Raw genomic sequence first — 18,802 nt, 5'->3', positions numbered from 1 at the left:
TGCCCGGATACGGTGCGGGCATGGTGAATTTCGTGTTGGTCGCAGGTGCACGGCTCGGGGCGTGGGCGTGGGACGACGTGGTGCCGTATCTGCGTGCGGCTGGCCACGGCGTCCATCCGTTGACGCTGTCCGGTCTTGCTGACAAGCGGGGTGTACCGGCGGGGCAAGCGACTCACGTCCAAGACATCGTTGCCGAGGTAGAACGCCAGGATCTGCGTGACGTAGTCCTGGTGGGTCACAGCTACTCGGGCATCCCGGTCGGTCAGGCCGCGGAGCGGATCGGTGACCGACTGGTCCGCGTGGTATTCGTCGACGCGAGTGTGCCAACTGACGGCAAGTCATTTTCCTCCGCCTGGCCGGACGGCGGGGCGGCATTGGAGGCATCGATCGCCGAGAACGCAGGGTTTTGGCCGCTCGCGCCAACTGCTCATTACGACGGCGAAGGTCTCACCGATGAGCAGATAGCACGCCTCGTGCGTGGCTCGACACCTCACCCAGGTGCCACGCTGACCGAGCCCGCTGTGCTGGCGGAGTCGCTCAGTGCACTTCCGGCGACATACATCCTGTGTGTGATGCCGGGGGCCGAACCTGACGACGCCGAGCCCGACGCAAATGTCGCCGAGCTGTTGAACAGCACGCGCTGGCGGCTGGTCAAGATGGACACCGGACATTGGCCGATGTTCTCCCAGCCGCGCGAGCTGGCACAGATCCTCCTCAATGCTGCCGTGGAGTGAGAGCACATCCATGCCTGCGGGCTTGTTTTGGACGCGCTTGCTGTGCGCTAGTCACAGCCATTCGCCGATGACCGGTATGCCGCGTTGGCCGTTTCCCCGGTGAAAGTATCCTCCGGCCGGGTGAGCGCGGGGGGTGCCTGGGCGTGTCGAAGCAGGCGGTGCGGACGCGGTCGACGAGGCCGTCGGCTCCACGCGCAGGACCGACTCAAGGTTCGCGTGGATGCGCAGGGTGGCCCGGCCGAGACTGGCCCGGCAGGCTTAGCTGCCGAGCCAGTCCGCGAACTGTGGATCGTTCCGCGCTGTGTCTCGGCTCAGCTGATGAGCCACTTGTCGATCACGTAGAGGATCGCTCCGACCGAAATCCCCGTCACTGCCACCCCGTAAGTCCGCCGTTTGTTGACCGATTGCCATCCTGGCATCGCGTCGACGGGGTGATCACTCCATACGAGATGGCTGCGCACACCGTGACAGTCGTATTCGGGGCCTGAAGGAGCCGGTCCGCTGGTCATGGCTGCGGGATGAAGGCTGGGTCGATGCCCAGCGCGGTCACGCCCTCGCGTACGCAGCGGTCGAATTGCTTGATCTCTGACACAAGGACATTCCATGTAACGGGCGTGGTCCAGAAGTCCGGCGTGAAGAGGGATCCGATCTGCCAGCCCTGACCGGAGTTCACGATGCGGATCATCCCTTCCTCTGCCTGCATCGAGTCGAGCTCGAAGTCCTCATGTCCAGCCTGCGGACCATGGATCCAGAGCGCCAGGTGATACGCCAGCTCGGCAACGGGGAACTGCTCCTCGGACCACACCACCCGCCCCTTATCCCAGATGGACAGCTCCGCCTCGATGTCGAGGAGCAGCACCTCCAGAGGCGCGTCCTGCGGAGTGAGGCCTCGCCGTGGCAGATCCGACAGGCCAAAGTGTCGACAGGTGAACCGCACTTCCCCCCGCCTCCACAAGCTCCGGGGCTCCTTACACGTCCAGGCCGCCCAAATGTGGACCACCGTATCAAGGCGCTTCGGGCATCCCGCCCGGGCGCTCCATCAATGCCACATCCCTCATCCTCGTGAAAGACATGCCGAAGCCGGGCTGGGGCCCGGTGACACCGAGAATTCGGGGATAGGAACAGCGGAGAATGCCGGATTTTATACGCGAGGGAAAGTCTGTTCCGGGTGGTCAGCTTTGCCGCGTCGCAACGGGTGCTGCTGTTGCGCAGCGAACCCAATACGTACAGGTGTTGGGCGGCCAACCTCGCCGCGATGCGGCCAGTTCCGCGGCCGGGAGAGGCGCCTGCCTGTTCGGCATGCACGTCGAGACCATCGACGGCACCGCGCACCACCTCGGGGCGTGGTCGGACAACCCGGTGCCGAGCCGACCGGCTCGGCTCGGAATGCCGCGCCGAGCTGAACGCCCTCGGCATGCGCTGGAGCTGAGGTCTAGAGCAGGCTCGCCGGTGGCAGCCCTCCGATGACGCCGCTGGTGCGGCGTGCCGTTGCGGGACTCGCTTGCCGAGCTTGCGACACAGCAGCGTCAGCGGTCCTGGGAGAGGGCCAAGAGCTCGGCGAATGTGCCGCCGGCGTGGACGAGGTCATCGTAATGGCCCTGTTCGGTGATCCGGCCGTGTTCCATGACGACGACGTGATCGGCGACCCTGGTGTTCTCCAGTCGGTGGGTGATCACGATGGTGATGCGATCGGCGGCGATGGACCTGATCCGTTCGAAGATCCGGTGTTCGCCGCGCGGGTCCATCTGGGAGGTGGGCTCGTCGAGGATGAGCAGCTCGGGCCGCCGGTACAGAGCCCTGGAGCAGGCGATGCGCTGCCATTGGCCGCCGGAGAGCTCGGACCCGCCGAAGACCTCGCGGGACAGCAGCGTGTCCAGACCGCGGGGCAGGTCCTCGACCGCTTCGCGAAGACCGACGGCGTCCACGGCTTCCCACACGGCGAGGTCGTCCCGGGTGCGGGGCTGGCCGAGGGTGATGTTCTCGCGGACCCGCAGGGGCCACTGGGCGAAGATCTGCGGTACGAGACCGGTACGGCGCCAGACGGATGCCGGGTCGAGCTCAGCCAGGTCGGTGCCGTTCCAGGTGACGGTGCCCTTGTCAGGGAGGTAGATGCCGGTGAGCAGCCGGGTGAGGGTGGACTTCCCCGAGCCGTTCGCACCGACGACGGCGAGGATCTGGCCGCGCCTCAGGGTCAGGGACACGTGGTCGACGGCGGGCTTGTCCTTGCCCGGGTAGCGGTAGACGACGTTCTCGAGCCGGATCTCCTCCACGGGTGCGGTGAGCCGGCCCGGCCCGCGCCGGGGTGCGCGGGCGGCGGCGTCGTCGAGGAAGGCCTGCATGTCACCCAGGTACAAGCTGGTGTGGAAGACGGCGGCGCCGTTGACGACGACCTGGGAGAGCGCCGCGAGCGTGGTCTGGACGGCGATCACGGCCGTCGCGGCGACGGCCAGGTCGATCCGGCCGGTCACCGCCAGCCAGGCGAGGGCGCCCCAGGCCGCGACGAGGAACGCGCCGCCCGCCAGAGCGCAGAGCAGGGCGATCCGCAGGGTGCGCGGTGCGGCGGCCAAGGTGCGCCGGTCGCACCGCTCGGACAGGGCTCGGTACCAGTAGACGAGGTAGTCGGTCATCGAGTTGGCGCGGACCTCGTCGCCGTACTTCGACGTGGTCGCCCACCAGCGCATCATTCCCCTGACGTTGCGGTCGGCGATGTTGGCGTAGTGGATCTCGTAGTCGACCCGGGCGGTCAGGACCGCGCCGACACCGGCGGGCAGCACGGCGAGCAGCAACAGCGGCAGCATCAGCAGGTTCAGCACCGAGAGCACACCGCCTGCCGTGACCATGCGGATGAGCGCGGACAGGAACCGCTGGGCGTCGCTGACCATGACCTGGGTGCGGATCACTCCCATCTCGGCGGCCTCGTACCGGTCGGAGAACCCGTCCTCCGTGTACGAGGCCGCTTCCACCCGGCAGACCGCCTCCACCAGAGCGGTGTCCGTCCGGGTGGTCAGCTGCGGTGTGATCCTCCGTTCGGCGTAGGCGGCCACCGATCCCGCCGTGCGGCTCGTGGCGGCGGCGAGCCCGACGACCAGGAGCGCGGGCAGGGCGTCCCGCAGTCTCTGCTCGGGTGAGCCGCCGCCGAGGACCGGCTGCATCGCGCGAGCGGTGGCGGCCAGCACCACGGCGGCCGAGATGCCGGTGACGAGCTGGCAACCGAACAGGAGCTGGACCGCCCGCCGGTCGGTCCGCCACGAAAGCCGGACGATCCGGGCCAGCACGGCCGGGATCTGCGCCCCCATCCGTCGGAAGCCGACCTGGGCGAGGGGGTTCACGGAGTACTGACCGCTGTAGGTGATCTCCGCCGGAGGCGGTGGTGGTGGGGCCGTGTTCTGCTGCGCGCTGGTGTCTGCCGAGGTCAAGGTGGTCTCCCTCGTCGTCGTCCGCCGTGGTCACGCAGCTCAACGACCGGCCTCGGATTTCGAACACATGTGTTTCGGTCGGTCCCGGACTCCCGAAGCACGGGGCGTGTCGGAACGTGGGCAATGCATCGACCGGCGATGCACAACGGGCGCCCACCGGCCGGGGGTTGGCCGAAAGCCACCGCTGCTGATTCGCCGGCGCGTCGTCCGCGTGCGCGGCAACGCTCCGCGGCGGCCCGGTCGGCCCGGTCATCCCGCTGCGGCACTCAGCCCGCCACCGGCGCCGTGTTCCTCAGCCCGCCATCGGCTGTGCCGCGAGGAACTCTTCCACCGCCTTCCTTGCTCGGCGGTCGAACTCGGCGTACTGGGCCTCGCGTCGGGCTCCCGCGACCGCGTCGCCGACCAGCAGGTTTCCTTCGGTGTCGAGTCGCTGGGGGCGCTCCTCGGCGTCGGGGAGGAGGGCGACGGAGGAGTGGGAGAACCCGCAGTAGTAGGCGATGCCTTCGCTCAGGTGGGCCTCCAGCACGGCACGCATCCCGTCCGTGACGGGATCGTCGGAGGTGACACCGGCCAGGCCCAGCCACAGCATGCGCTTGCCGGCCAGGCGCGGCTTGCTGCGTCCGTAGGCGAATCCGTAGTTCCACACGCGGTCGATCCAGCCCTTGAGGAGGGCGGGCACGCTCTGCCAGTACACGGGGAACACGGCGACGACGAGGTCGGCGTCGAGGATGCGCCGCATGTGGGCCCGGGCTTCGTCCGAGTACGGCTTGTCCCGGTCGCCCCAGTCGGGCTGGTCCGCCACGTTCATCCGCGGGTCGAACCCTTCGGCGTGCAGGTCGAGCAGGTCGACGCCGTATCCGGCGCCCTCCAGTTGTGCGACGGTACGGCGGGCGGTGTGCGCCGAGAGGGAGTCGGCGCGGTGGTGAGCCATGACCACCAGGGCGGTCCCGGCTGCGCTGTCGAGGTGCGGCATCGTTTCTCCTGACTGGTGTCCGTCGGTGCTGCCCGTCCAGTACACGAGTGATCGACTGGATGATCCATAGGGGAAACGCTTCATGACATAGGAGTTCGTCTACGCTGGCACCCGTGGATCCCTTGAGTTCTCTGCTCCGCGGCATCCGGGCCGAGGGCTCGGTGGTCAGCAACGCTGTGCTGGAAGCGCCTTGGACCATCCGTTTCGCCGACGGTGCTCCGCTCACCATGGTCAGCGTGCTGCGCGGCGGCGGCACGCTGCGCCTGCCCGACGGAACCGAACGAACAATCCGCGCCGGTGACACGGCCGTCGTACGCGGTCCGGACACGTTTCACCTCAGCGACGGGCCGGCCTCCTTCGACCGTCCCCACACCGCGTACGAGATCGCCTGCTTCACGGAATCCGCCGAGTGCAGCGGTGAGGACCTCGGCGGCATCCACTGGGGCAACGATCCGGACGGAGCGACCGCGCTGGTCGTGGGCGCCTACCGTGCCTCGGGCCGTCGCCACGAGCGACTGGTGCGCGGACTGCCGCCCGTGCTGGTGGTCAGCGCGGACGCCGATGTCTGCGACTGGCTGGAGCAGGCCGCCGCCGATGCCGCCCAGCGCTCAGCCGGCTCACAGGCGCTGATGGACCGTCTGCTGGACTGGGCCCTGGTGTGCACGCTGCGCGCCTGGTTCGAGGGAGCACGTTCGGACGCGCCGGACTGGTACCGCGGTCTGGCCGACCCGATGCTCGCCCCCGCTCTCCATGCCTTCCACGCCGAGCCCGCCCGGAGGTGGACGGTGGCCGCGCTCGCGGCCGAGTCCGGCGTCTCCCGGGCGCTGTTCGCCAAGCGCTTCACCGAGATCATGGGCCGTCCTCCGCTCGCTTATGTGACCGAATGCCGTATGGACGAGGCCGAGGCGCTGCTGTGCTAAACGGAACTCCCCATCGCCCGGATCGCCACATCCGTCGGCTACGCCGATGCCTTCGGTTTCAGCGCCGCGTTCAAGCGCCACCGCGGTCTGAGCCCCAGCGTCTTCCGCGCCGCCGCGGCCTGACGGTGTGATCCGCCGAGGGCGATGCGACGCGGTGGGTCATACGGTGACCCGGTGACCGGCCCGGCGCAGTGCTGCGACGGCTTCGTCGAGCCGGTCGGCCGGGACGAGCACGAGGTCTCCGTCGTAGCTCGCGGCGGTCCAGACCGGGAGGTCGCCGGCGGCGAGCGGCGCGACGACGGCGCTGAGCATCCCCGTGGCCTCCGGGTCGTGCGCATCATCGCCGTTCCACAGCGCCGCCCATGCGTCCTCGGCCGTGTCGTCGCGCAGCATCGCCGCACCTCCGTCCGGACCCCGTACCAGCGCGAGCAGGTCGGAGTCGGCGGCAACCGCGCTGACGTCGGACACCCGCCGGAGAACGAAGCGGCCCTCAAGCACGCGCAGATTCTGCGGCCGGGCCGCCGGCATCGGGGTCAGGTGCCGCAGGTGCGGCTCCCCCGGTGACGCGGGACCATGATCCGGACGTTCACCTTTTCCCTCGCCGTCATGAGCCATTCGACGGTCCTCCTGTCGCGTGACAGCGATCCCGAGTGCCGGTATCACCGGGCGACGCAGGCGGGAACCGTCACATCGAACCAACCCTGCCCCATGATCACCAGTGCGCGGTGCACACACCGCAGTGCGTCAGGGCCGGCAGGTCGGCCGGACGCGCAGCAGTTCGGTCGTCAGCTTCGGTGTGCCGTCGACCGGCGCCGGGTCCTGCGCGGTCGGCTCGATTCCACCGGCAGCGATCTTGTCGAGCGTCTTCAGGCCGGCGGGGCCGACCGTGCCGAACACCGTGTAGTTCGGGCGCAGCGCGGAGTCGCCGTAGACGACGAAGAACTGCGAACCGTTCGTGTCCGGCCCGGCGTTGGCCATCGCCAGCAGACCGCGGCCGTAGAGGCGACGGACACCGGTCGGATCGCTCGGCGCCGGCGGCAGGTCCACCGGCAGCTCGTCCTTGTACCGGTACCCCGGACCGCCCTCGCCGGTGCCGGTCGGGTCGCCGCACTGCAGGACCTTCAGCGTCGGGTACGACGTCAGCCGGTGGCACACCGTACGGTCGTAGAACCGGTGCCGCGCCAGGTGTACGAAGCTCTGGACCGTGCACGGCGCCTTCGTCCGGTCCAGACGCAGCGGGAGCGGGCCCTGGCTGGTCGGGACAGCCACGTCGACCGTGCCGTGACCGGGGGCGTGCCGCGGGTCGGGCGGCAGCGGAACCGGCCGCGCCGCCGGCTCGTCCGGGGTCTGGGTGTACTGGCAAGGACCGTGCGTGGTCCGCGGCGGGGCATCGGAAGCGGCGGCGGTGGTGCCCCCGGACACGACCAACCCTGCTGCCGCCAACGCGGCCATGAGCGCTCGGTTCATCCTGCACACCCTCCAGAAGATCGTCAGATTTCGGAGCGGTCGCAGTCTAGGGCGCGGCCCGGCGGGCGAGTACCCGTCGGCAAGCCACATCGGCAAGCGACATCCGACCCCGCTCCGGCCCGGCCCCAGGCCACTGCCGTGGCCCACCCGGCCACCCGTCCCGACCACGGCTGGGGCGCCATGGAGGCCGCGCCACGCCAAGCGGGGCAGCCAAGCGGGGCAGCCAAGCGGGGCGCCCGGCCCCGGGCTCGGCGCACAGCGAGGGTGGGCCACGCCACGCACGCCTGCGCCTCCACTGAGACGTCGCAGAACTGCCAGCCCCTGGGCAGCGGAGCCTGTTGCACTGAGCACCCGATGCTCGGCGCTCCGCTGGGAGGGAACACATGGCTTCGACGACCACCACCACTCGTTCCGGCGATACGGGGCCCCCGGCGCGATCGCCGCTCTTCGGCTGGTTGGCCGTCGCCTCGGTGACGCTGGGGCTCTTCTCGATCGTCACGACGGAGATCCTGCCGATCGGTCTGCTGACATCGATCGGAGCCAGTTTCACCGTCTCCGACGGCATGGCCGGGCTGATGATGACCATGCCCGGACTTCTCGCGGCCGTCTCCGCGCCCCTGGTCACCGTGGCGACGGCGCGGATCGACCGCCGCCTCATGCTCTGCGTGTTCATGGCCGTGCTGGCCATGGCGGACTTCCTGGCCGCTGCCGCCTCCTCCTTCTGGCTGGTTCTGGTCTCCCGCATCATGGTCGGCGTCACCATCGGCGGCTTCTGGTCGATCGGGGCGGGGCTGGCCGAACGCCTGGTACCAGCGGCATCCGTCGGCCGGGCGACCGCGGTCGTCTTCTCCGCCGTACCCCTGGGCTCCGTTCTCGGTGTCCCGGCCGGGACCTTCATCGGCGATCTGGCAGGCTGGCGAGTGACGTTCGCCGTGATGGGTGCGCTGAGCATCGGGGTGCTCGTCATGCTGCCGGCGTTCGTGCCGGCGCTGCCGCCCGCGGGGGCCACGCGGCTGGGTGTCCTCCGTACCCTGGTCCACGACGTGAACATCCGCTTCGCGCTCCTGCTGACCTTCCTCATCGTGTCGGCTCACTTCGGCACGTACACCTATGTGACCCCGTTCCTGGAGCACGTCACGCACGCACGCGCGCAGCAGATCACCCTGTTCCTGCTGCTCTACGGCATCGCGGGGATCGCCGGGAACTTTCTGGGGGGTGCCCTGGTCACTCGTCGGCCCCGTGGCACCTTCGGCTCGGCAGCGGGGCTGATCGCGGCGGTCACCTTGCTGTTGCCGGTGCTGGGCGGCTCGGCGACCGGCGCCGTGGGGCTGCTGATCGTCTGGGGTGTCGCCTACGGGGCCGTTCCCGTCGCGTCCCAGGCCTGGTTCGCCAGAGCGGCGCCTCACGCCCCTGAGGCTGCCTCAGTGCTGTTCACCGCCTCTTTCCAGGCCACCTTCTCGTTGGGGGCCCTGACAGGCGGAGTCGTCGTGGACCACAGTTCCCCGTCCGTGGTCATGACCCTCGGCGGGACCATCGCCGCCTGCATGGTCCTGGCGACATGGGCTCACTTCGCACGACGCCTCACCTGGACCGTCGACCGGTGACAGGTGTTTCCAGGGGTGGTCTTCGGTGGGCAGGTTGCTCGGCGTCACCGGCCGCCGGGATCAGCGGAGTTGTGCCTGATGGTCCGCCGGATCCAGTGCACGTACGCGGGCGCGTTGGTGTAGAGGCCCGGGCCGGCCGAGCACGGGACACCTGGGGTCCCGGGACCCGAGGTCACTCCGATGAGCTCCCATCGCCCGTGTCGGTCCTTCTGGAGCTGCGGGCCGCCGGAGTCCCCGAAGCACGCCATGGCCGCGGGTACGCGGCTGATCGTGCACAGCCGGGTCCGGTCGGCGTATCCGGGGGCGCATTCGCTCTCGGCGCCGCGCCGCGTCCGGAGCTCGCGAAGCCGCTCGGGGAAGAGCAGTTCGGTGTCGGAGGTGGTGCCGAACCCCAGGATCCGGGTCGGGGTGCCGGGCCGTCCGGCCTGCTCCGCGATCCGGACGGGCTTCTCGGAGACGGGGCGGTCCAGCCGGACCAGGGCGATGTCGTCCTTGTTGGGGGCCCTGCCGTCGCCGTTCGCGTAGCCGGGGTGGACGAAGGTCTTCTCGATGGCTCGGACGGTTCCCCCCGACTTCCGGTCCGGGCTGCCGATCCGGACGATGCCGTCCAGTTGAAGCCCGTCGCCCTGCAGGCAGTGCGCCGCCGTCAGCACCCACCGCGGATCGATCAGCGAGGCTCCGCAGTTGCCGTCCTGCACCCCCTGTTCGGGCGCCGACTCCGGGATCACGGCCATGAACGGGTAGTGCTCCGTCGGCTCGGTTCCGTTGACGATGGCTCCGGCGCTGCCCGCCATCAGCGTGGCGCATGCGGCGGCCGCGAGTGTGCCGACCACGGCCGTGCGGGCCGCCCGGCGGCGGACCCACTTCATGCTGAACATCCAGGGTTCCCTTCGGTCGTACTTCTGGCAGCTACGACCCTGTCTGCTCCGGCGCCTGCCGGACCATCCGGCCGGCACCCGGAGATGGACGGGGACATTCCCCCACCGGTTGCGGGGGGAGGACCCCCGGACCAGGACGGTGGGAGGCCTCAGTGCGTCCGCGCCGCAGCGCCACGAAGATCACTTCATCGGCTCGACGAGCCACCGCATACGAGGAGTGATCACCATGCACGGAGACAGGAAGTCGATCGACCGGCGAGGGCTGCTCGCGCTCACGGCGGCGCTCGCCGCCACGGCGGTGGCGGCGCCGGTGGCTTCCGCGGCCCCGTCAGTTCCCCTCGCACCCGAAGCGGCCCCTGCGGCACCCGCAGACGTCGTACGCGCCCTGGAGCGGGCCGCGCACCCGCTGCGCTCCACGGATCCCGGCGGTCCGACGGCGGACCTGCGGGCGCTGGACGCCATGGTCGGAGGCGCGCAAGTGGTGGGCCTCGGCGAGGCCACGCACGGGTCGCACGAGTTCTTCGCCATGAAGCACCGCGTCTTCCAGTACCTCGTCGAAGAACGCGGCTTCACCACCTTCGCCCTGGAGATGAGCTGGTCGGCAGGGCTCAGGATCGACGAGTACCTGCAGGGCGGCCCCGGCGATCCGCGGCGGATCGCGCGGGAGACGCTGGCCGGATCCCCCTGGGAGCGTGCTGAGTTCGCCCGTCTGATCGGCTGGATGCGCGACCACAACAGCCGCCGGCCCGACCGCCGGGTCCACTTCATGGGCGACGACCTCGGGGCACCGAAACTCGGCGACCACATCTTCGAACGGGTCCTGTCGTCCGTCGCTACGGCCAAGCCCGAGGCGTTGCCCCGGCTCAAGGAGTTGTACGCGGGGCTGCGTCCGTTCGACGACATCTTCGCCTACCTGCGCAGGCCGCTTCCGGAACGCAAGGAAAGCGCCGCGCGGGCCCAGGAGGCTCTCGACCTGGTCGCCGGGCACGAGGCGGCCGGCGGCGCGGACTACGCGTGGACCGTGCAGCACGCCCGGAACATCGCGCAGACCTTCGCCTTCGCCACCATCGACCTCGCGGACCCGGCGTCGGTCACGGAGGCGGAGCGCCTGCGCGACCAGGCCATGGCCGACAATGTGCTGTGGTGGCAGCGCCAGACCGGGCACAGGATGCTGCTGTCGGCCCACAACGGCCACGTCGGCTACCTGTCGGCCCATCCCGACATGTACCCGCGCACCCAGGGCACCGTGCTGCGGGACTGCCTGGGCCGCGACTACGCGGCGATCGGCTTCACCTTCGCCGGTGGCTCCTTCCTCACCAAAGACGACTCCCTCGACGCCGACTGGAAACCGGTCACCGTTCCGGCGGCGCGCCCCGGCATGCACGAGTACACGCTGGACCGGGTCGGCTACCGGGACTTCTTCGTGGACCTGCGAACGGTTCCCGCGGAAGCCCGGGCCTGGCTCGGCCGGCTCCGGCCCGTCTACGACGCCGGTTCGACGTTCACCTCCCATCCCCTGCCCACTCTCGCGATCGGTCAGGCCTACGACGTCCTCATCCACCTCCACCGGGTCCGGGCGGCGGACAAGCTCTGAACTCAGAAAGGTGCTCTGCAACTCGTCGGGCCGGCGTGGTCCGTCGGCAGCCGTGTCCGTCGCCGGGCAGGCAGCCCAGGGCTGGGGCCCCAGGCGGATCCACCTCCCCCGGCCCGGCCGGCCTGTCGGGCGGCGACGTTCGTTCCCCCCGAGGAAGCGTCCGTACAGGTGGGTGCAGCGGTTGGCGTCGACGCACAGCGACGGCTTGAGTTCCGGGACGGCACTCCCCCGGCCTCAGTCGTGGTCCTGCCCGTCGAGGTTTGCCAGGCCCGCTTCCCAGCGTCGTCGGCGCTCGTCGTGCGTCTGGTCCCACCACGGGGTGCCCCGTTCACCCAGCGCGATCTTGGCCTCGTTCACGCGTGCTCGCGCTGCCCGCTCGGCGGACACGTCGCCCGCCGTCGTCGCGGAGCGCACCGCGCGGCGGGCCGCCATGAGGTGACGGCGAAGACGGGCGGCGGCGTCCTCGGGGATCAGGGGATCGGTCGCCCGCCACTTCCTTCCCCCGATGACGACGAAGTGCCCGTCGTCAGTCCTCTCCGGTGACCGGTGCGCTCCCACCCGACGATTGTGCCCCGCCGTGGACGTCCACGCTCGGAGGCGACGGGCGGTCACCCGGAGCGGCAGGTCGGCGGGGGCGTGCACCGGCCAAGAGAGCGGCTTCCACTGGCGTACGATCCCCTCGGGCCGGTGGGGGCCGGCAGGCCGGGGGGCGTGGTGACGCGAACAGCAAGGGCGAGCACGGTGGTGGTGCTGGCCGCTTTCGCCGCAGTCCATGTGATCGGTGGATCCCTTCCGGCGGCCTTGGTGTTCGCCCTCCAGCTCTGCCACGTGCTGCCGCCGCTGCGCCGTTTCCGCGGGCCGTGGCTGCTCGCCGCGCAGGCCGCCGCCGGGTATGTCGCGGTCCTCGCCTCCGGCGCGTCCGTGGGGGTTCTTGGCTTTCTCGGCGGTTCCCTGCTGCTGTGCCGCCGGCCCTGGCCGCTCCTCGCCACGCCGGTGGCGGTGAGCGCGTTCGTCCTCGGGTCCGTGGACGCGGCGATCACCATGGTGCTGACCGCTCTGGTGGTGTACGGGCTGACGAGGCTGACCGAGCGCGCCGAGGCCGCGGACGCCGCCCGCGTGGCTGGTGTCGTGGCCGCTGTCGCCGAGGAGCGGCTGCGGATCGCCGCCGAACTCGGCGACGGACTGGGGCGGGGCCTCGCCGAGATCGGCAACGGTGCGCGGGCCGCGCTGGCCCGTCCGGATCGTGCGTCCGCCGTGCTCGCCGAGGTGACCGGCAAGGCGCGCAGCTGTCTCGCCGCCGCCCGCCGGTCGGCCGCCTCGTACCGGGCGATGTCCCTGGCGCCGGAGCTGACCACGGCGCGCGCCCTGCTGGCCGCCGCCGGGATCCGGGCGGAGACGCACACAGGGCACACCGAGCCGCTGGGGCCGTCCGGGGCACTGCTCGCCCATGTGCTGCGCGAGGCGGTGACCGCAGTGGTCCAGCGGGGTGCCACCAGCTGCCGCATCGAGACGTTCGCCGCTCACGGCCGGGTCGGTCTGCGCGTCGTCAGCGATTCGGCCCGGACCGCCGACGACGAGATCCTCGGGGACGTACCGGCCCGCGTCGCCGAGGCCGGCGGCCGGGTGACCACCGGACTCACCCGCGAGGGACGGTACTGCACCGAAGCGGTACTGCCGTCCGGGGCATCTTCCGTGGCGGAACCGGCGGACGACCGGCAGGCGTACCGTCTGTCGCTCGCGCTGCTCACCGTCGTCCTGGCAGGGTTCTGCAGCAAGGCCCTGCTGATGCTCGACGGGCCCCGACTGGCGTGGGCGGCGGCCGGGTTCGCCGTGATCGTGTACCTGCAGCTGTCCTCCGTGCACGGCCGCCACCCCTGCAAGCTCGCGGTGATGACGCTGCTCGCGTTCCTCCCTGTGCCGCTGTTCGGCCAGGCATGGCTGGGCGCCCCCGGGTTCGTCGCCGGGCCACTGCTCCTCGCCCTGCCGTGGCGGGTGGCGTGGCCGCTGGTGGCGGTGGTCGCGGGTGCGGTGGGGGCGCTGGGAGCCCGTCTGGGGCTGCCGGCCGCACTCACCGTCAACTACGTCATGTCGACGGTGGTGACGGGCCTTGTGGTGCACGGGCTGCTGCGGCAGGCGCAGATCATCCGGGAACTGCACCGGGACCGGGACCGCCAGGCCCGCGCGGCCGTGGTCGAGGAGCGCCTGCGGGCCGCCCGGGACCTGCACGACCTCCTGGGACACAGCCTGGCGGCCATCCTGCTCAAGTGCGAGCTGGCCCGTCGGCTGCCGCCGGAGCGGGCGCGTACGGAACTGGCCGACGTCCTCGCCATGACGGAACGCGGTGAAGCGGATCTGCGGGCGGCGTCGGGCGGTGAGGTGCCGATGATGCTCTCCGCGGAGGCCGAGTCGGCGCGATCGGTGCTGGCCGCGGCCGGTATCGAGGCGAAGGTGCGCCTGGCGCACGGGGCGCTGGCGCCTGCGGCGGAGGTGGTGCTGAGCGCCGGGCTGCGCGAAGCCGTCACCAATGTGCTGCGGCACAGCTCCGCCACGCTGTGCGAGATGAGCACCGAGGCCGTGTCCGGCGGCACGGTGCTGCGGGTCCGCAACGACGGGGTGGCCGGCCCCTCCGGCCGACCGGGCTCGTCGGGCATCGGCAATCTGACGACGCGTCTGGCGGCCCTGGACGGCACGCTGAGGACGGCGACGGCGGACGGCTGGTACACGCTGGAGGCGTGGCTGCCCGGCGCGGAACGGCAGCCTCGGTGATGTCCCGGGCGGGCGGACCAGTGGCCGGCGTACGCCACGGCACGGGGCCCGGGGACGGCATGTGGCGCGGGAGCGGGCGAGGGGCTTGGCGTCTGGCGCGGGAGCGGGAGCGGGTCGGCCTCTGCCGCGGGAGCGGCGGGCGAGGGCTCGGCGTGTGCCGCGGGAGCTGGCCCGAGGCGTTGGGCCACGGGAGCGGGCGCGCGGCGTTGGCATGTGGCGCCGGGAGTGTGAGGGGCCCGAGGGGTCGGCATGTGGCGCCAGGAGTGTGAGGGGCCCGAGGGGTCGGCGTGTGGCGCCAGGAGCGGGGGCGGGGCCTAGATCCAGCCCGCCTCGGAGGCGATGCGGACCGCATCCGTACGGTTGCGGGCGTTGAGCTTGGCGACGATCCCGGTCAGATAGTTGCGTACGGTGCCCGCCGACAGGTACAGCTCCGCGGCGATCTCCGTGGCCTCCGCGCCCGCCGCCACCAGGCGCAGCACATCGGTCTCCCGGGACGTGAGCGGGTTGTCGGCGAGGTCCCAGGCGGTGACCGCGAGGGAAGGGTCGAGGACCCTGCGGCCCGCGGCGACCTCGCGGACGGCGGCCAGCAGGTCGTCGGGCGGCGCGGTCTTCAGAACGAAGCCGTGCACCTGAGCGGCGAGCGCCCGGCGCAGATGCCCGGGTTTGCCGTACGCGGTGAGCATCAGCAGACGGCAGCCGGGCACCTTCGCGCCGATCCGGGCCGCCGCGTCGAGGCCGTCCAGTTCGCCGGGCATGTCGATGTCGAGGACGGCCACGTCGGGCTGGTGCACCAGGGCCATGGAGAGCGCGGCCGCGCCCGAGTCGGCCTCGGCGACGATGTCCAGGTCGTCCTCCAGACCGAGCAGGGTCGCCAGTGCGGTGCGGATGATGTGCTGGTCCTCGGCGAGCAGTACGCGTATCACCGTCGAAGATCCCCCCTTTTTTGTCGTCGCGCAATGTACAGCAGTGTCCGGATCATGACGAGGTCATGGTCGATCCGGGACGAGATCCGTGGGAGACGTCCTTCCTGGTCGGCACCGTTGAACTCATGACGGACACAGTGCGGTTGGAAGCCGTGAGCAAGGTCTACGGCAAGGGGCAGGGTGCGGTCGCCGCCCTGCGTGAGGTGTCGGTGCGCATCCCCCAGGGATCGTTCACCGCTGTGATGGGGCCCTCCGGGTCGGGCAAGAGCACGTTCCTGCACTGTGCCGCCGGGCTCGACACCCCGTCGTCCGGGTCGGTGCGGCTCGGCGGCACGGAGTTGTCCGGGATGAACGAGACGAAGCTGACCGAACTGCGCCGCCGGCGCGTCGGGTTCGTCTTCCAGTCCTTCAACCTGATCCCCGCCCTGGACGTCCTGGAGAACATCACTCTGCCGATGCGGCTCGCCGGCGCCCGCGTCGAACGCGCCTGGCTGGACGAGATCGTGGCCCGGGTCGGCCTCACCGGCCGCACCGGTCACCGGCCCGCCCAGCTCTCGGGCGGCCAGCAGCAGCGGGTGGCGATCGCACGGGCCCTGATCACGCGTCCCGAGGTCGTCTTCGGTGACGAACCGACCGGCGCCCTCGACACCGTGACAGCACGTGAGGTGCTGAGGCTGCTGCGTGAGGTGGCCGACGCCATGCACCAGACGGTGGTGATGGTGACGCACGACCCGATGGCGGCCGCGTACGCGGACACCGTGCTGTTCCTGGCCGACGGCCGGATCGTGGACGCGATGGCGGACCCTACGGCGGACAAGGTCGCCGAGCGGATGACGCGGCTGGGAGCGTGGACGTGATGATCGGTTTCGCTCTGAAGACGCTGCGCCACCGCAAGGCCGCTTTCGCAGGCGCCTTCGTCACCTTGCTGTGCGCCGCGGCGCTGGTCTCCGGCTGCGGGATGCTCCTGGAGACCGGGCTGCGCGGCACGGTGGCACCCGAGCGGTACGCCGGTACGCCGGTCGTCGTCGCCGGGGACCGGTACGTGCACCAGACCGTCACCAAGTCGAAGGGCAAGACGAAACACAAGGCCAAGCAGATCGCCGAACGGCGCTGGATCGACGCCTCCTTGGCGAGGGAACTGCGAGCTCTGCCCGGAGTCCGCGAGGTCGTGTCCGAAGTGACCTTCCCGGTTCACGGCGCCGACGGCCGCGAGGCGCTCGGACACGGCTGGGAATCGGCGGCACTCACCCCGTTCACGCTGGCCGACGGGCGGGCGCCGACGGCTGCGGACGAGGTCGTGGTGGACGCCGCCGCGGGGCAGCGGATCGGATCGCGGATCGAGACGGTGACCTCGGCCGGACCGGCCACGTACCGGGTCGTCGGCGTGACGGCGCAGCACCTGCCCAGTCAGCGCACGCTCTTCTTCGCTCCCGCACAGGCAGCGCGACTGGCCGGCCGGCCCGGTCGGGTCACCGCGATCGGGGTCTTCCCGGCAGTGGATGTCTCCACGGTCCTGCGGTCCGGTGACGCGGTCGCCTACGAGGGTGAGGAGCGCGGCAAGGCGGAGTTCCCCGACGCCGAGCAGGCGCGGATCAAACTGATCAGCCTGGGTGGTGCGCTGGGCGGCACCGCGCTGCTGGTGGCGGTGCTGGTCGTGGTGGGCACCTTCGCCCTGTCGGTGCAGCAGCGGCAGCGGGAGATCGCCCTGCTGCGGGCCGTCGCGGCGACACCGAAGCAGCTGCGCCGGCTGCTGGGCGGCGAGGCGCTGCTCGTCGCCGCCGTCGCCTCGGTGTGCGGTGCGGGCCTCGGGGTCGGCGTCGGATTCTGGCTGCGGTCCCGTTTTGTCGCTCTGGGGGCACTGCCGGAGCAGTTGAAGCTTGTCGTCAGCCCGTTCCCGGCGGCGGCCGCCGTACTGACCACACTCGTGGCGGGCTGGGCGGCGGCCCGGCTCACCGCCCGGCGCGCGGCGCGGATCAGGCCGGTCGAGGCGCTCGGTGAGGCGGCGCAGCCGACCGCGCGACTGCCGTGGACCCGGCTGACGTGCGGAGCGGTGGTGTCGGCGGGAGCGGTGACACTGACGCTCGTCCTGTCGACGCTGACGACGGAAGCGGCCTCCGGACCGCTGACGATGGTCACCGCGCTGCTGTGGACCGTCGCCGTGGCGCTGCTCGGCCCGCTCCTGGTACGGGCGGCCCTCGCACCGCTCGCAATCGTGCTGCGCACCTCACGCGTCAGCGGTCACCTGGCCGCCGCCAACCTGCGCGCCCGGGTCCGCCGACTGGCCTCCGTGGTCGTCCCGTTGACCTTGATGATCGGAGTGACCTGCACGATCCTCTTCGTCCCGACGACGCTGGGACACGCCGCGCAGAGGGAGGCGGCCGACGGCAACCGGGCGGACTACGTGCTCGGCCCGCATGTGCCCGCCGTGTCGGCCGCGCGGCTGCGGAAACGCCACGGGGTGGTGGCGGTCACCGAGGTGCTGCACACCTCGGTGCGGGTGGGCCTGACGAAGTACGGGGCGCAGGGGGTCACGCCGCACGGCCTCGACCGGACCCTGGACCTCGGAGTCGTGTCGGGCTCGGTGGACCGGCTCGGGCCCGGCACCGTCGCCGTCAGCGAAAGCGCGGCCGCTGGCCTGCGGGTCGGCGTGGGCGGCGAGGTGAAGCTGACACTCGGCGACGGCACTCCCCGCGCACTGCGGGTCATCGCGGTGTACGCGCGCGGTCTCGGCTTCGGTGAACTCACCCTGGACCACGGCCTGGTGGCCCGGCACGTGGACGATCCGACGGGCACGCTCCTCGTCTCCGCACCGGGACTTAGCCGCAGCGAGGTGGCGGCCGCCGTCCCCGGGGCCGCCGTCCTCGACCGGGCACAGGCGGTCCAGCGGGCGGCACCGGATGACGAGGTCAACTACGTCGCGATGGGCCTGGTGATCGCGTTCACCGCGATCGCGGTGGTCAACACTCTCGCCATGTCGACCGCCGACCGCACCCGCGAACTGGCCCTGCTGCGCCTGATCGGCACCACTCGGCGGCAGATCCTGCGCATGCTCCGCCTGGAGACGCTGACCGCGCTGGCGATCGCGGCCGCGCTCGGAACAGCGCTGTCGGCAGCCACGTTGACGGCGTTCAGCAGCGGGATGACCGGCACGGCCGCGCCCTACATCCCGATCCCGGCCTACGCGACGGTGCTCGCCGTGGCCACCGTCCTCGCCCTGACGGCCACGGCGCTGCCGGCCCGGGTCGCGCTGCGACAGCAGGTGGCGGAGGCGGTGGGCGGACGCGAGTGACGCTCAAGAAGCGTCATGTGATCAGGGTCTGCCTGCTTCCGTGAGGCCGTCTCCCGCCTCCCGTCCACGGGGTCCCGGTGCGGACCTCGGGGCGGGCGGGGGGCCTCGGTCGGATGGGGGGCCGCGGTCGGATGGGGAGGCGGAGGCAGTTGGTGAGGCGCAGCCTGCGTTCGATCCCGGCCCCGTTCCGGCGGTGCCGCGGAGTGCCGCGCGGGTCTGGAGCCGCCAGCCGAGGAGA

The 18,802-nt window shown here is 71.3% G+C and carries 16 protein-coding genes; 8 read left to right on the top strand and 8 right to left on the bottom strand.

The genetic code is table 11. The features are described 5' to 3' along the window. Positions 1-20 precede the first annotated feature (20 nt). Positions 21-734: an alpha/beta hydrolase gene (locus AB0E88_RS27005; RefSeq protein WP_361635482.1), complete on the top strand. Its 714-nt coding sequence runs from the start codon at positions 21-23 to the stop codon at positions 732-734. Positions 735-1,239: 505 nt separating this feature from the next. On the opposite strand, the gene AB0E88_RS27000 is transcribed toward AB0E88_RS27005, so the two are convergent. The 3 genes from AB0E88_RS27000 to AB0E88_RS26990 form a co-directional block, all read right to left on the bottom strand. Continuing rightward, complete coding sequence (locus tag AB0E88_RS27000; RefSeq protein WP_361635479.1) at positions 1,240-1,593, bottom strand: hypothetical protein; 354 nt, start codon at positions 1,591-1,593, stop codon at positions 1,240-1,242. Positions 1,594-2,260: 667 nt separating this feature from the next. Then, complete coding sequence (locus tag AB0E88_RS26995) at positions 2,261-4,150, bottom strand: ATP-binding cassette domain-containing protein (RefSeq protein ID WP_361635477.1); 1,890 nt, start codon at positions 4,148-4,150, stop codon at positions 2,261-2,263. A gap of 292 nt (positions 4,151-4,442) precedes the next feature. Next, positions 4,443-5,123, bottom strand: coding sequence for an NAD(P)H oxidoreductase (locus tag AB0E88_RS26990; RefSeq protein WP_361635474.1), 681 nt, complete (start codon positions 5,121-5,123; stop codon positions 4,443-4,445). A 113-nt stretch (positions 5,124-5,236) separates the two neighbouring features. Here AB0E88_RS26990 and AB0E88_RS26985 point away from each other — a divergent pair, with 113 nt between their 5' ends. Both AB0E88_RS26985 and AB0E88_RS26980 read left to right on the top strand, forming a co-directional pair. Next, positions 5,237-6,043 (top strand): AraC family transcriptional regulator, encoded by an 807-nt coding sequence (locus AB0E88_RS26985; protein ID WP_361635471.1) that lies wholly within the window; start codon positions 5,237-5,239, stop codon positions 6,041-6,043. Between the two features lie 12 nt (positions 6,044-6,055). Then, positions 6,056-6,166 (top strand): hypothetical protein, encoded by a 111-nt coding sequence (locus AB0E88_RS26980; RefSeq protein WP_361635538.1) that lies wholly within the window; start codon positions 6,056-6,058, stop codon positions 6,164-6,166. Between the two features lie 36 nt (positions 6,167-6,202). On the opposite strand, the gene AB0E88_RS26975 is transcribed toward AB0E88_RS26980, so the two are convergent. Next, complete coding sequence (locus AB0E88_RS26975; protein WP_361635468.1) at positions 6,203-6,541, bottom strand: ACT domain-containing protein; 339 nt, start codon at positions 6,539-6,541, stop codon at positions 6,203-6,205. A gap of 246 nt (positions 6,542-6,787) precedes the next feature. Then, positions 6,788-7,510: a peptidylprolyl isomerase gene (locus AB0E88_RS26970; RefSeq protein WP_361635465.1), complete on the bottom strand. Its 723-nt coding sequence runs from the start codon at positions 7,508-7,510 to the stop codon at positions 6,788-6,790. A 383-nt stretch (positions 7,511-7,893) separates the two neighbouring features. Between AB0E88_RS26970 and AB0E88_RS26965 the strand changes: the two genes are divergently transcribed. Further along, positions 7,894-9,114 (top strand): MFS transporter, encoded by a 1,221-nt coding sequence (locus AB0E88_RS26965; RefSeq protein WP_361635463.1) that lies wholly within the window; start codon positions 7,894-7,896, stop codon positions 9,112-9,114. A gap of 44 nt (positions 9,115-9,158) precedes the next feature. Here the strand turns inward: AB0E88_RS26965 and AB0E88_RS26960 are convergent, their stop codons facing one another. Next, complete coding sequence (locus AB0E88_RS26960; protein ID WP_361635460.1) at positions 9,159-9,992, bottom strand: serine protease; 834 nt, start codon at positions 9,990-9,992, stop codon at positions 9,159-9,161. Positions 9,993-10,218: 226 nt separating this feature from the next. Here AB0E88_RS26960 and AB0E88_RS26955 point away from each other — a divergent pair, with 226 nt between their 5' ends. Continuing rightward, positions 10,219-11,586 carry an erythromycin esterase family protein gene (locus AB0E88_RS26955; protein ID WP_361635457.1) on the top strand — a complete coding sequence of 456 codons (1,368 nt, stop codon included), beginning with the start codon at positions 10,219-10,221 and terminating at the stop codon, positions 11,584-11,586. A gap of 234 nt (positions 11,587-11,820) precedes the next feature. Here AB0E88_RS26955 and AB0E88_RS26950 read toward each other — a convergent pair whose 3' ends face one another. Further along, entirely contained in the window at positions 11,821-12,144 is a 324-nt protein-coding gene (locus AB0E88_RS26950) for a hypothetical protein (protein ID WP_361635454.1), read from the bottom strand. 156 nt (positions 12,145-12,300) lie between these two features. Here AB0E88_RS26950 and AB0E88_RS26945 point away from each other — a divergent pair, with 156 nt between their 5' ends. After that, the gene (locus AB0E88_RS26945) at positions 12,301-14,352 is read left to right on the top strand and encodes a histidine kinase (protein WP_361635451.1); all 2,052 of its coding nucleotides are present in this window, start codon (positions 12,301-12,303) and stop codon (positions 14,350-14,352) included. Between the two features lie 314 nt (positions 14,353-14,666). Here AB0E88_RS26945 and AB0E88_RS26940 read toward each other — a convergent pair whose 3' ends face one another. Continuing rightward, positions 14,667-15,275: a response regulator transcription factor gene (locus AB0E88_RS26940; protein WP_361635448.1), complete on the bottom strand. Its 609-nt coding sequence runs from the start codon at positions 15,273-15,275 to the stop codon at positions 14,667-14,669. Positions 15,276-15,400: 125 nt separating this feature from the next. Here AB0E88_RS26940 and AB0E88_RS26935 point away from each other — a divergent pair, with 125 nt between their 5' ends. Together AB0E88_RS26935 and AB0E88_RS26930 are read left to right on the top strand one after the other, a co-directional pair. Then, positions 15,401-16,132, top strand: coding sequence for an ABC transporter ATP-binding protein (locus tag AB0E88_RS26935; RefSeq protein ID WP_361635445.1), 732 nt, complete (start codon positions 15,401-15,403; stop codon positions 16,130-16,132). Further along, positions 16,132-18,564, top strand: coding sequence for an FtsX-like permease family protein (locus AB0E88_RS26930; protein ID WP_361635442.1), 2,433 nt, complete (start codon positions 16,132-16,134; stop codon positions 18,562-18,564). The genes AB0E88_RS26935 and AB0E88_RS26930 overlap by 1 nt, the downstream gene beginning before the upstream one ends. Positions 18,565-18,802 lie beyond the last annotated feature (238 nt).

Source organism: Streptomyces sp. NPDC028635 (assembly GCF_040637635.1).
Lineage (GTDB): Bacteria > Actinomycetota > Actinomycetes > Streptomycetales > Streptomycetaceae > Streptomyces.
Note: the sequence above shows the minus strand (reverse complement) of the source record. Positions and strands in the feature narration are given on the sequence as shown.